Raw genomic sequence first — 12,685 nt, forward strand, 5'->3', positions numbered from 1 at the left:
GTCATGGCAGAAGATACAACGAATCAAGATCAGCCAAAGATAATTGTTCTAGATGACGATCCGACGGGTTCGCAGACGGTGCACAGCTGTCTGCTGCTGCTGAAGTGGGATGTGGAAACGCTGCTAACGGGATTAGAGGATGAGTCGCCGATCTTCTTTGTGCTGACGAATACGCGATCGCTCACGCCAGAAACCGCTGCTGCTGTCACGGCCGAGGTTTGTGACAATCTCAAGCAGGCCCTTACTAAAACCAACACCACTAATTTCCTACTGGTTAGTCGATCAGACTCTACCTTACGGGGACATTATCCAGTCGAAACCGACGTTATTGCAGAGCATCTAGGCCCCTTTGATGCACACTTTCTTACACCGACTTTCTTCGAAGCGGGTAGAGTAACTGTAGAGGGTACTCACTATATTGAGTCCAATGGTCAGCGGGTTCCTACCCATGATACAGAATTTGCTAAAGACTCTGTGTTTGGCTATAGCACTAGCTACCTACCCGACTATGTAGAAGAAAAAACAAAGGGTAGAATACCGGCTAGTGAAGTAGAGCAGTTCACCTTAAAAGATATTCGTCGGGGCAGCTTAGATAGACTGCTCATGCTGAAAGGAAATCGATGCGTGGCAGTCGATGGAGAAACGCAAAGCGACTTAGATAAATTCGCTAAAGATCTACTTGCCGCTGCTGCTCAAGGCAAAAAGTTTTTGTTCCGTAGTGCCGCTAGTCTGCTGACCTCTCTGGCGAATTTACCCCCGCAGCCTACTGCGCCTGAACAGATGTATCAGCTCACCCATTCCTTAGCGGGCGCAGTTGTCGTCGGCTCTCATGTCAAAAAAACAACTCGTCAGCTAGAGGCCCTTCTAGATGCGCCCAATACGGTAGGTGTAGAAGTGGATGTGTTACAGCTAAGAGATAATCCAGATACGGGACACCAGCAGCTGTTGAGTTCTCTTCTTAAAGAGATAGAAGACGCTCACGCTCAAGGTAAGACGCCCGTTATCTACACTAGCCGAACAGAGCTGACTTTTGATAATCCGCAGACTCGGCTGGCCTTCGGCGATGAAATTTCAGCCCTACTTGTGGAGGTAGTTCAGGCTTTGCCAAGGGATATTGGCTTTTTAATTAGTAAAGGTGGGATCACTTCAAATAACACGCTGAGCAAAGGTCTAGAGTTGACCTCTGCTAAACTACTTGGGCAAGTAATTCCAGGTGTGTCTGTGGTGATAACGCCTGCGGACCATCCTGAGTTTGTTGATTTGCCAGTTGTTGTTTTTCCTGGCAATGTAGGTGATGATTCTGCTTTAGCGCTAGCTTACAAACGATTGGCTAACATAAAATAGTACTGGCGAATGACAATGTTTGTCACTTGGCTGAAGTCGCAGTTTTTAGCTGAAAGTCTTTTAAAACAACAGGCTGAGTGACTAGCGTTTCATGGATGCGTTTAAAGACGCTATAGTCATCAACGTTGTTCCTTTCTTGTGGTATGGATACTCCGTTAGAAGACCTTGGGTAGAAGGCCTTGGGAACTTGTTCTTCTGGTAACTTCACTGAAATGATTTCTATCTAAAAACTTTCTATCTCGAAGATCTCTATCTAGAAACAATCAGCTCACATATGTATGGCTCTGCTGATTCAGAACTTAACTCCTTACAGAAGTAGCTACCACGTAAGAAAACAGGACGAACAATCGAAGGATCGCGTCCGTTTTCTTCTAGTGCTAACGCCTCGATATAGTTATCCACATCTTCGGTATGAAAGACTCTGAGCTGATAGCCTTCGACAATTGCTGCTGAGCCAAATTGCCGAACAAACGCATAGCGATCAAAGTAAGTGAACTGAGACCATAAACCAGCATCGATGATGACGTCTACGTATCTGAGCCCATCGTTTGTTCTGTAGGTACTCCACTGTGTAATTGCGGCTTCGTTTTGGCCTCTCTTATTAGGACCATAGCGTTCATTGAGCTGATCTTCTATCCAGGCGAAGGATGGCTCGCTAAGCTGAGTATCCGAGAGTCGGGTACTAGCAGAAATCAACTCTCCTCGATCCTTTGGAAGAAAGAGAGGAAGCGCTTGCATATTAGCTAGTCTAGATTGTAGTTCTGCTAGCTCTGCGCTTAAGCCTCCTATCGGCGCAACCCCCTGAGGCGGATCTAAATAACTATCAGGAACAGTAGGAAGATTATCTGGGACAGTAGGAATTCCATCCGGTTCGAGTTGGGCTATAGAAGACCGAGTAAGAATATTTGGATGTTCATGGAAAGGTTTATAGAAAGTTTCTGAATGAGGTTCAACGAAAGCCATAGCAGAGGCCCTAGTAGATATTACGAGAGCGCAGCTAATTACACCTAGCAGTATGCTAGCTAAGCGCTTGTGCTTTCTTTTAAGCCACTCCGGTACATCCTCCATTGTGTTTTCTGAGCTGTTCTAATTAGATTAGCTTGACTCTAGATAGGTTTAGATAAAACTGGTAGGTTCAAGATCAGCTGAGATCGGTGAATATGACCAAGGACCAAGGACTGAGCACTCACCGACTCCATCATCGTGACAATTCCTTTCGGGCGTAGTAAAGTGCCGTCGTTTCGACAGCTGCCTACGTAGCGCACAGTAACCTGACCAGTAGCCGTTAGTTTCTGTTGAGCGCTGTTTGGTAATGATGTCAGCAAAGCAGGTTCTACAATTTCAAGCTCGTAGAGATGCGATCGCAAATTTACCTGCTTGGTCTTTCCTGATTTAGTTGTCTTTGTCTGCATAATTTCCTCAGCTCCTAGCACTTGTGCTATCCACATTTGCCAGTTTGCTGGGTCATTCAAATTGTCTACCGCTTCAACCGATATCGCGAGTAAGTATTCCGCCAGGGCTAAGCTTTTGGTTGCAGAGGGCATCTGTAACGAAACCTCCTCTACTGCGTACAATGGCACGTCCACAGGCAGCTGCGCCTGTAGCCGCGCTTGAAATTCAGCTGGGTCCACTCGCTCTGTCAGTTCGAAATCAATGATCTCGCCTGTGCTAGTTATTCCCAAAGGCAGTGCATTTGCTAAAGAAATGCGGGGCCCCGGATGAAAGCCACCAGTGAACGCAATCGGCAAGGCAGCTCGCCGAATCGCCCGGTCCATCAGCCGCGCAAAATCTAGATGGCCGATCAACGCTATGTCCCCTAGCTTGCCCGCTTGAATTCTAATCCGCTGGGCTCTGTCCTGATTGGGCCGGAAATGACCAACGAACTGCGGAATTTCTAGGGGAGGGACGACGATATTATGACCAAAATCAGGACCGCAGATACCGCAATGAGAACAGCCTTCAAAAGAGCAGTCTGGAACTACCGCAGCTTCTAGTGCCCGCTTGAGATCGTCTTGTAGCCAGGATTTCTCAATGCCAGTATCGATATGATCCCATGGCAACGGTTTTTCAAGAACGGCCAGCATCGCGTCGCTGACATCTTGACCTTTACCCTCTGTCGTGGCGATGTTTTCATCTAGGTTCCATTCGCCACTTTCGACCTGACGATACTGCCAGTCTAGGCCTGCCTCTGCAATGGCCTGCGTCCAAGCGCCGAAAGCATTCTCCAAACTCTCCCACCAGGCATCCATTCCAGCGCCTAGCTCCCAGGCCCGGCGAACGACTAAGGAGAGCCGGCGATCGCCGCGACCCACAAAATTCTCCATTGCCGAGATGCGTACGTCGGTAAAGTTTGCCTTTACACCCCGAATAGCGTCCAGCTCAGATTTTAGCAACGCCTGCTTACGCCTAAATTCTTCTGTCGATACCGAGTGCCACTGAAACGGCGTATGCGGCTTTGGAGTTAGATTAGAGATCGTGATATTGAACTTTAGCGCCCGACGGCCTTTAATAAAGCACTCTCGACGCAGCCATCGTACCGTCTCGGCAACACCCAGCACGTCTACGTCCGTCTCGCCTGGTAAGCCAATCATAAAGTACAGCTTTACGCGCTCCCAGCCCTGCTCGTAGGCAGTCTTTACACCGCGCAGCAGCTCCTCATTGGTCAGCCCCTTATTGATAATATCGCGCATTCGCTGTGTACCAGCTTCTGGCGCAAAGGTCAGTCCTGTCTGTCGCAGGCCGCCTACGATATTGGCAATATTCTCGTCAAACCGGTCAACCCGCTGACTGGGCAACGACAGGTTGATATTGTCATTCTGCAGTCGATTCTTGATCTCCAAACCGACTGCAGGCAGCGCTAGGTAGTCCGAACAGCTCAAAGATAGTAGCGAGAACTCGTTATACCCGGTCTCGCGCATGCCTTTCTCGATGGTATCGATGACCTGCTCTGGCGGAACGTCTCTAGCCGGACGGGTCAGCATCCCGGGCTGACAAAAGCGACAGCCCCGAGTGCAGCCCCGACGAATCTCTACCGTTAGGCGATCATGAACCGTTTCTACGTAGGGAACTAGCCCAATAGAATACTCTGGCATCGGCGGTGCGACCCGGCGCAGTATTCTATTAGGAACATCCGGTCGGTTGGGATGCACTGAGCCATCTGTTACCATGTCGTAAAACCGAGGCACATAGACACCCGGGACCTGCGCTAAGTCTAGTAGAATCTCCTCACGACTAAGTCCTGCAGCCTTGCCTTCTTCTAGCACTAGCCCTACTTCTGGCAATAGCTCTTCGCCATCGCCCAGGGCGATAAAATCAAAGAAATCGGCATACGGTTCGGGGTTAGATGTGGCCGTTCCTCCGCCCGCAAAGATCAATGGCCAGCTACCATCTGCTACATTCCACTGACCATCGGATTGCAGGCGATCGCGCTCTTTCCAAGTCAGCGGTATTTGAGCTAGAGAAAGCATCTCAAGGATGTTAGTAGCGCCTAGCTCGTAGCTGAGACTAAAGCCGAGAATGTCGAAATCTGTGAGAGAGCGGCGAGATTCTACAGCAAACAGTGGAATCTGGCGATCGCGCAGCTTCTGAGTGAGATCTGGTGCTGGAAGGTAGGCGCGATCGCAGAGCTGCCGAGGCTGAGCATTCAAGATGCTGTACAGAATAATGTGACCTAGATTGGACGCGCCTACTTCATATATCTCTGGATAGGTCAGTACCCATCGCACCGCCGCCGTAGACCAAGACTTATGGATAGCGCCTCGTTCATTGCCCAAGTACCTAGCCGGACGAGAAATATCAGCTTTGAGTAGATCAGTGACAGTCTCAGAGAACGATATAGGGGTGAATGCAGGAAGCACAGCAGTTACAGCAAAAGATACTAGGGCCTTAACTATATCGCAAACCCCGTATTGCAAACCCCATATCGCTAGTTGACCTTTTTCCCCAGCGGTTATCTGGCGATCTACTGCTAACTTGCTAAACCGACTTATTCTATGCCGCCATAGGTACAGGTTCTTGATCAACCATGGTAAAGAGACGATCGAGCTGAGTGAGTTCTAGAACAATGCGAATAGAAGGAGGCGCAGAGTAGATACTTAAACGGTCGTAGAAAGGCTTAGCTTCGTTAAGAGCAGCCATTAGCGAAACGAGTCCGGCATTATCCATTGACTCTACCTTACTCATATCCACAACTAATTCGCTGGCATGATCTAAGGCCATTGCATCAGTCAACTGTTGCTGCAAACTAAGTGCACTCTCCGCATTAAGTACACCAGTTGGGCAGATAACCGTAACAGGGCTATTCAGGCTGGACATCTTTATCTTTTCCTCAATTGACTTTGATTAAATGGCTCGAAGCAACCACTTTTGTGGGCTCAGAACTGACGATTTTGACAATGAGCTACTTGGTACTTAGGTCGCTAGTAAGTAGGTAAACCATAGTCACCTGTCAATAGCTAGATACTCAAACCGGAACACCAAAAGATGTCCAATAGAGCAGTCAGCAAAGTACACTACCTCAGTACTAATGACCTCAGTATTAATAGGGAGTTAAGTGCTAATCGAGACTAAGGTGCCATTGAGCACCTGATCTACCTGTTCCTTATTTACTTTGAGCCTAAGACTTTGGAACCTGCCTACTAACTTAATGACTTAGGCTCAAGCAGACTAGAAGACAATGGTATATTTGTCTGAATCTTGTTCTACTTTGCCGTTCCTCTAAAGTTTTCAGTAAGACTACTTAAAGCTAGTTTTCCTAGAATTTTCAGAATTTTCAGTCTCACTGGCTACAAACGCTCTAGAGACCCTTTTGGCAGATGAGATCCCTATGACAAATTAAATGACAAATTAAGCTGTGGCAGATAGCGATGGTTCACGAAGATAGCTCGCTGGCTGAAGTGAAACGGAAAATATCAGTGTGCGTTTTCCAAAAGCTGTGGATAAATTCGCTAAGCTGACGACTGCTATGCTGAGTATCACTATTTGGCGTTAGTTTGAGCTGAACAATCAGCGAGAAAAAATCGAGATCGTAGGTGAGTTGAAAGGGCGTAAGCGGCCAAATTATATCTGGACAACCTTCTAGGTCATATAGTTTCAGACTGGACTGTTCGGGAGATTGGACTGCGTCTGAGATCATATCTTGACGTTTAGCCGATGTAGCACCTTCTGGCAGTCCTCGAATCAAGAGTGTAGGACGTGCCCAACACAGCCGCCTTTGACTGACAATCTGAATTGCTTCGACATATAGTCGAGATGAGCCATGCTCTAAGTAGAGAATTTGAGAGGGAACAACGCTCATGAGAATAAGGGGGTTTGAAGGATGCAATCTAAAAGGATTCACCAAAGAACCGAAGTGAAGTATTAATCTCAATTCGTATCGACTTATTTTCTTTGGCTAAGATATATTAATATTTTTGAAATACCTACACACTACCATCTTACAAGTGCTCTCGCATCTCTTGAGTTCAGATCTGTGTAGCAGAGAAAGAGCTAGCAAATTGTGGAGATTTTTCTCTTTGCTGGGCGGTTCTAGCGCGATCACTCACAATAATGAGAGTCAGCTTTACTTCAGTGGCAAAGTTTCAGTAGCAAAGTTTCAGATTGGATGATATGTCTACTTCTATTAGCACAATCGAAAAACCGTCGGTTTCAACTGTTCGTAAAATTGCCCCTCGTTACCGGGTGCTTTTGCACAACGACGATTTCAACAGCATGGAGTATGTGGTAGAGGCCTTGATTGAAACAGTCCCTTCGCTCACCGCACCTCAAGCGATAGATATTATGATGCAGACGCACAATACGGGGATCGGTCTAGTGATCGTCTGCGAGATGGAACATGCTGAGTTTTACTGTGAGGGACTCAAGGGTAAGGGGTTGACCAGTACGATCGAACCTGAAGAATAGAGGATAGGTGGCTGGGTTGCGTGTGATCGCGCTTCTAGAGGGCAAAGTAGAAAATTGGGCGAAGAAAAGGGATGCGTGGCTACGTATTGGCTTTTTTCTTTTTGTACTAGGGTTAGTTTGGTTGCCTTTCGGCGCCGTTGTTTATCTCCCTAATAGCTGGCTATGGGGATCAGATACTGCTGAGATTGCGGTCCTAGCACTGCTATATATCGGCTTTTTGCTGGGTCTGTCTCCTTGGGGCAGGCGCATTCATGCTTGGCAGCATCCATTTCAGCGCTGCGGTCTAATCATTCAGGCACAAACTGGTCGCGATTTGCTGGTGGCTTTGGCTATTGGAGTGCTGGGTGTCTTTGGTCTGTTCGGAATAGAGACGCTTTTGGGTTGGGCTGTGCCTAGCTCGCCCAGTCCACGACTAGTGAGATTTATTTTTGAAGGCCTAGGAATGGCGCTGCTAGTCGGTTTTGCAGAAGAGATGCTGTTTCGAGGGTGGGTACTCGCTGAGCTAGAGAAAGATTACAGCTCATCGAGTGCGCTGTGGATGAGTGCTCTTTTCTTTGCAGCGACGCATTTTATCAAGCCATGGACTGAGATTATGCGGACGCTTCCGCAGTTTTTGGGGTTGGTGTTATTGGGTATGGCTTTGGTATGGGCAAGGCGATCGCCCACGGGTGTCAAAGGGCAGCAGACAACTCGCTTAGGCTATCCAATCGGCCTACATGCTGGATTGATCTGGGGATACTACATCGTGAATGTGGGTGGTCTAAGCGAATATACAAACCGCGTCCCAGAATGGATCACAGGAATTGATCGCAACCCGCTTGCCGGGTTAATGGGTCTGATTTTACTGGGATTGATTGCTAGAGAGTTTGCTAAAACCGCCAAGGAAGACACAGCATAGAGAGGAAGACACGAACAGCGTCCTTAGACAGCACCTAGTACAGAGGCTAGTAGTGCCTGCTGGGCGTGCATTCGATTTTCCGCTTCGTTCCAAATGCGTGATTGTTTGCCTTCCATCACGGCTTCAGTGATCTCTTCACCCCGATGAGCCGGCAGACAGTGCAGCACGATTGCACTCTTATCGGCGATCGCCAAAGCAGATTCGTTTATCTGATAAGGCTCAAACGCAGGAATGCGCGTTTCGGCCAAGTCTTCTTGTCCCATACTGGCCCAAACATCGGTATAGAGCGCATGGGCTCCTTCAGCTGCCGCTCTAGGATCGCTAGTGACGATAACTTCGCTACGGCCCTGGGCGATCGCTTCAGCCTTTTTCACGATGGTTTCATCTGGTTCATAGCCTGCTGGCGTGGCGACCCGAATGTTCATCCCGACAAGCGCGCAACCCAGGATCAATGAATGTGCAACGTTGTTGCCATCCCCTAGATATGTCATCGTCAGCCCGGCTAGCTGCTTAAACTCTTCTTGGACAGTTTGTAGATCTGCCAATATTTGGCAAGGATGCTCTAGATCAGTAAGGGCATTAATGATGGGGATATCAGCATGATGAGCAAATTCTTCTACTTCAGCTTGGTCGAAGGTACGAATAGCAAGCACATCTAGATAGCGATCGAGCACGCGAGCAGTGTCAGCGGTGGGTTCGCCTCTGCCGATTTGCGTGAGGTTGGCATTGAGATCAATCACCTGTCCACCTAGCTTATACATAGCAGCAGTAAAGCTGACACGGGTTCTAGTGGAAGCTTTTCTAAAAACAAGTCCTAGAATTCTTTGGGGGCACTGTGGGGTGATTTCTCTAGATTTTATTTTGGCAGCAGTGGTCAGCAGATACTGCATTTCATCTGGTGTGAGATCTGTGAGGCTGAGAAGATTTCTACCCTGGAGTGCTGCCATGGAGGTTTCCTTCGGTGTGTGATGTGGGCTATTGGTATTGTGAGCTTTTGAATGTATTACTTTAGCGGGTGGGGTTAGTGAGTTTGCGCAAAGTAAAAAACTATCAGATGTTTTGTGAGAGGGAAAGGGGTCAGGAACGATGAATGAGGAATGATGAGTGATCAATTGAGTGATAAATTTGTGTGCTCAATGAGGACTAGTCAGTGATAAGTAGGAGAGGTTGCAGTGGGCGTGTATTCGAGCGTGATTTTTCCTCGGCTGATGGAGCTATCGATGTCGTCGGAGTCAATGACGGGCTATCGACAGCAGCTCTTGGCCAAGGTATCGGGAAATGTTCTAGAAATTGGCTTTGGGACAGGACTGAATTTGCCCCACTATCCAGAGACGGTAAATGCTTTGACGACAGTGGAGCCGAATGAAGGTATGAATGCGATCGCACAAAAAAGAATCGAGGCTAGCCCAATCAACGTCAACACTACTTCGCTGAATGGTGAAGCCCTTTGCTTACCCGACGAAAGCTTTGACAATGTCGTTTGCACTTGGACACTGTGCAGCATTCCCAACGCTGAAAAAGCACTCAGCGAGGTTTACCGAGTACTCAAATCAGGTGGCAAATTTTTCTTTATTGAGCATGGGCTCAGCGATGAGCAGACCATCCAGACCTGGCAAAACAGACTAACGCCTATTCAGAGAATCGTCGGCAGTGGCTGCCGTCTCAATCGCAAAATTGATCAGCTAGTTGCTGACGTCTTTGATGAGGTCGCTGTTGAAGAATTTTATGCAGACAATTTACCGAAGATAATGGGCTATTTCTATCAGGGCATAGCTACCAAAAAACAATCGTGAAGCGATGAATTTTCTTGAGTTCTACGCATCTGTATAATCGCTGCTTAGCCTGTATCTTTGCGGTGACGATGGGCTGTTTGAAGATGATGGGCTATTTGAATAAGAGTACTTTGATAATCATCCAACTTGAATAGGTACAAGCCTGAGACATAGAAAACCGAACACGATCACAACCATCGGTCTGTATACAGGTGGTCTGCTTCTAATTGTGTTTGCTGTGTCGCTGCTGCTACAAGCAATGGGCCTGTTCTTGATTCCAATACTGTCTATATGACCCTAATTCTGCGGCTCGTTAGCATTTGCCCTGACCCTGCGTAGGTTGCTTAGAATCTAGCAGCAACGCTATGTTCGATGCTGCCATTCGCTGTTTAGGTCAATTAGCTTAGTTCGAGCAGCTGAGTTCGATAAACTCAGCTCGATTAGCTCAGCCAACACAGCGATCGCAAACAATATTTGCCAGGGGTAGCACTGCTTACTTTTTCTTGCTAGGCGGATTAAGCGCATTATCTAGTACTTCGCGAGCTGATTCAGCTTCGTCCTTAGCATCGCGATACTTTAGATTTGTCTGGGCAAATGTCTTGAGCGTCTTGAACCCGCTGTTGAGTTCCTCGATTTGCTCTTCTTCTATCACCTCATCAGTAAAGAGTAGATCGATTAGCTCGCGCACTTTGAGTGCTTCTTCGCGAGACCCCTGCACTTTTACCTTTAGCTTAGACAGGTTGCTGAGGGTTTGCACTGCATCGACAACTGCATTTTCTTCGTCGGTAGGTTCGGTCTTAGGTTCTTTCACTTCGATAAATTCCTTTGGGTTGAAACCGTCGTCAAGCTCGGTGGGAAGTTCTCCTTCATCAAGAAGTGCTATAAGCTGATCCATGGCCTTTTCACGAGCTTTGTTTGAGTCGCGACCAGGAACATCGATTAAGACTTCTGGACTTTGAGCAAGCGTATATTGAACCATAATTCCCAGGTAGTAATCTTGTACTGTTATTTTAGCGGATGAGGTTAAAAGTCATGAACTAGATTTTCTAGCTTGATTGGCTGCTATCAAGCGATTGGCCATGGTGATACTTAGTACGCCTTTTCGCGCTGATATGCAAGCAGTCCGTTTAAAAAACGTTCAGGTTGCCGGGCACATTTTGCACAAGAATTGTCTAGGAATGCCTTAGCCACTTTTTTCTGATCGTTTTTCTGTTCAAAGATGATGTTACAAAAAGCTGGCTGGGCTATCTAGAAGATAACTAGATACATCTACTCAGTTCTGCTGCTGATCTTTTGTTGTCTTCGATATGTGTCTGGTTATGGCCAATTCAGTTGCGTCGAATAATATGCATTCTACGCGTTTGCTAAGGAAATTCGGGATGATTTTATTGAGTGCTGGCCTATGCGGCATCGGGTTGATGACCGCAGCAATTGCTCAGATAGGATCACCTTCTACTATCAAGCAAACACCTGCTTTAGATCTACAGCCGCGATCGCCAGGAGATGTCCGAGCTATACCTGCAGTGCCTAGATCTGGAGCATTGAGCAGTTTTCCCTCGCTGGGCAGCACAGTGTTTGATGCACAGCTAGCTGGCTATCGCTCTTATCTAGAAACAATAGGAACGCCAGATATTCTGATTGTGGGTAGTTCACGATCCCTGCAGGGAATCGATCCAACAGAGCTCCGCTATCAGCTGTCTCTGCAGGGCGCTGACGATGTAAAAGTGTATAACTTCAGTGTGAACGGGGCGACGGCGCAAGTTGTGAATTTTGTGGTAAGTGAGCTATTGCCAGGAGCGCTGCCTAAGATGATTGTCTGGGGAGACGGATCGAGAGCTTTTAATGATGGTAGACGCGATCGCACTTGGGAAAGTCTAATCGCCTCCCCTGGCTACCAGGCTGTACAAAGCGGAGAAAAACCGACTATCGCGAATGAGTCTGAAGCGCTTACTTCAGATCTAGAACCAGGTCAAGCGTTAGATCTAGAAACAATGAAAACTGAGCCAGAGAGCGATGGACAAGGCCTTACTGACTCAAAGATAAGGACAGGGATAAGTACAGGTGAGATTGACCGCTTTGGATTTTCTGCGGTGAGCGATCGCTTCAATCCAGTTGTCTATTATCAGGAGTTTACCAATATTCAAGGACAATATGACGAAGCCTATTCTCCGTTTGTGCTAGAAGGAAGCCAAGCGGACGCACTAGGTCAGCTCGCAACTTTTTTAGAACAGCGAGGTTCGCACCTATTTTTTGTAAATCTGCCGCTCAGCGATAGTTATCTAGATGCGTATCGACTCAATTATGAGACCCAGTTCCAAGATTTTTTGGTAGTGCAGAGCGATCGCTATCGCTTTCAGGTGATAGATTTGCTAACTCAATGGCTGTCTCAGCCGGAGTTGTTTGCTGATCCTAGTCATATCAATCGATACGGAGCAGCTGTAATTGGCCAAGAGCTTGCCAGAAACCCTAACTTTCTTCTCACCATCGGCTCAACTGACGCAGCGACAACCCCTCGATAGAACTTTCTATATAACCCCTCGATAGAACTTTCTATATAACTATTAGTCATCCTCAAATCATGTTCAGGTCCTATTGAGCGTTTGATATGAGCGTTCAACAAAAGAGCAAACAGAATCAATTCTCACAGCAGCGCTAAGCTACGATATTCTTACGGCAACCCTAAACTACGACAACCGACAATTAAAAACCTATCAAACTGTTGTCTAGATCACAGCACCATGTTTTTAAGCCTTCTATATTTACCTCAACG

The 12,685-nt window shown here is 47.3% G+C and carries 11 protein-coding genes; 5 read left to right on the forward strand and 6 right to left on the reverse strand.

Annotated features, from left to right (window positions below; translation table 11 throughout):
- Positions 1-3 precede the first annotated feature (3 nt).
- Positions 4-1,344, forward strand: coding sequence for a four-carbon acid sugar kinase family protein (locus S7335_RS10935; RefSeq protein WP_006453998.1), 1,341 nt, complete (start codon positions 4-6; stop codon positions 1,342-1,344).
- Positions 1,345-1,593: 249 nt separating this feature from the next.
- Here S7335_RS10935 and S7335_RS10945 read toward each other — a convergent pair whose 3' ends face one another.
- The 4 genes from S7335_RS10945 to S7335_RS10960 form a co-directional block, all read right to left on the reverse strand.
- Positions 1,594-2,307: a hypothetical protein gene (locus S7335_RS10945; RefSeq protein ID WP_157620180.1), complete on the reverse strand. Its 714-nt coding sequence runs from the start codon at positions 2,305-2,307 to the stop codon at positions 1,594-1,596.
- Between the two features lie 143 nt (positions 2,308-2,450).
- Positions 2,451-5,201 (reverse strand): TIGR03960 family B12-binding radical SAM protein, encoded by a 2,751-nt coding sequence (locus tag S7335_RS10950; protein ID WP_006457097.1) that lies wholly within the window; start codon positions 5,199-5,201, stop codon positions 2,451-2,453.
- Between the two features lie 133 nt (positions 5,202-5,334).
- On the reverse strand, positions 5,335-5,658 hold the full coding sequence (locus tag S7335_RS10955; RefSeq protein ID WP_038016101.1) for an STAS domain-containing protein: 324 nt from the start codon (positions 5,656-5,658) through the stop codon (positions 5,335-5,337).
- A gap of 556 nt (positions 5,659-6,214) precedes the next feature.
- Entirely contained in the window at positions 6,215-6,640 is a 426-nt protein-coding gene (locus S7335_RS10960; RefSeq protein ID WP_006454583.1) for a hypothetical protein, read from the reverse strand.
- Between the two features lie 311 nt (positions 6,641-6,951).
- Here S7335_RS10960 and clpS point away from each other — a divergent pair, with 311 nt between their 5' ends.
- Both clpS and S7335_RS10970 read left to right on the forward strand, forming a co-directional pair.
- On the forward strand, positions 6,952-7,245 hold the full coding sequence (gene clpS / locus S7335_RS10965) for an ATP-dependent Clp protease adapter ClpS (protein WP_006456131.1): 294 nt from the start codon (positions 6,952-6,954) through the stop codon (positions 7,243-7,245).
- Between the two features lie 7 nt (positions 7,246-7,252).
- Entirely contained in the window at positions 7,253-8,143 is an 891-nt protein-coding gene (locus S7335_RS10970) for a CPBP family intramembrane glutamic endopeptidase (RefSeq protein WP_006457232.1), read from the forward strand.
- A gap of 23 nt (positions 8,144-8,166) precedes the next feature.
- On the opposite strand, the gene argF is transcribed toward S7335_RS10970, so the two are convergent.
- Positions 8,167-9,090: an ornithine carbamoyltransferase gene (gene argF, locus S7335_RS10975; RefSeq protein WP_006453808.1), complete on the reverse strand. Its 924-nt coding sequence runs from the start codon at positions 9,088-9,090 to the stop codon at positions 8,167-8,169.
- A gap of 225 nt (positions 9,091-9,315) precedes the next feature.
- Between argF and S7335_RS10980 the strand changes: the two genes are divergently transcribed.
- Positions 9,316-9,936, forward strand: a complete 621-nt coding sequence (locus S7335_RS10980; protein WP_006455262.1) for a class I SAM-dependent methyltransferase — start codon at positions 9,316-9,318, stop codon at positions 9,934-9,936.
- Positions 9,937-10,408: 472 nt separating this feature from the next.
- Here S7335_RS10980 and S7335_RS10985 read toward each other — a convergent pair whose 3' ends face one another.
- Positions 10,409-10,894: a hypothetical protein gene (locus S7335_RS10985; protein ID WP_006456833.1), complete on the reverse strand. Its 486-nt coding sequence runs from the start codon at positions 10,892-10,894 to the stop codon at positions 10,409-10,411.
- 400 nt (positions 10,895-11,294) lie between these two features.
- On the opposite strand from S7335_RS10985, the gene S7335_RS10990 reads away from it, so the two are divergent.
- A complete protein-coding gene (locus S7335_RS10990; protein ID WP_006456998.1) occupies positions 11,295-12,434 on the forward strand; it encodes a hypothetical protein in 1,140 nt (379 codons plus the stop codon).
- The last annotated feature ends 251 nt before the right edge of the window (positions 12,435-12,685 follow it).

This window comes from Synechococcus sp. PCC 7335, assembly GCF_000155595.1.
Taxonomy (GTDB): Bacteria; Cyanobacteriota; Cyanobacteriia; order Phormidesmidales; family Phormidesmidaceae; genus Phormidesmis.

Excerpts from the sequence above, each read along its gene's own strand:
- S7335_RS10935 (WP_006453998.1), top strand. The coding sequence starts at position 4 with ATGGCAGAAGATACAACGAATCAAGATCAGCCAAAGATAATTGTTCTA.
- S7335_RS10945 (WP_157620180.1), bottom strand. The coding sequence starts at position 2,307 with ATGGCTTTCGTTGAACCTCATTCAGAAACTTTCTATAAACCTTTCCAT.
- S7335_RS10955 (WP_038016101.1), bottom strand. The coding sequence starts at position 5,658 with ATGTCCAGCCTGAATAGCCCTGTTACGGTTATCTGCCCAACTGGTGTA.
- S7335_RS10960 (WP_006454583.1), bottom strand. The coding sequence starts at position 6,640 with ATGAGCGTTGTTCCCTCTCAAATTCTCTACTTAGAGCATGGCTCATCT.
- clpS (WP_006456131.1), top strand. The coding sequence starts at position 6,952 with ATGTCTACTTCTATTAGCACAATCGAAAAACCGTCGGTTTCAACTGTT.
- argF (WP_006453808.1), bottom strand. The coding sequence starts at position 9,090 with ATGGCAGCACTCCAGGGTAGAAATCTTCTCAGCCTCACAGATCTCACA.
- S7335_RS10985 (WP_006456833.1), bottom strand. The coding sequence starts at position 10,894 with ATGGTTCAATATACGCTTGCTCAAAGTCCAGAAGTCTTAATCGATGTT.
- S7335_RS10990 (WP_006456998.1), top strand. The coding sequence starts at position 11,295 with ATGATTTTATTGAGTGCTGGCCTATGCGGCATCGGGTTGATGACCGCA.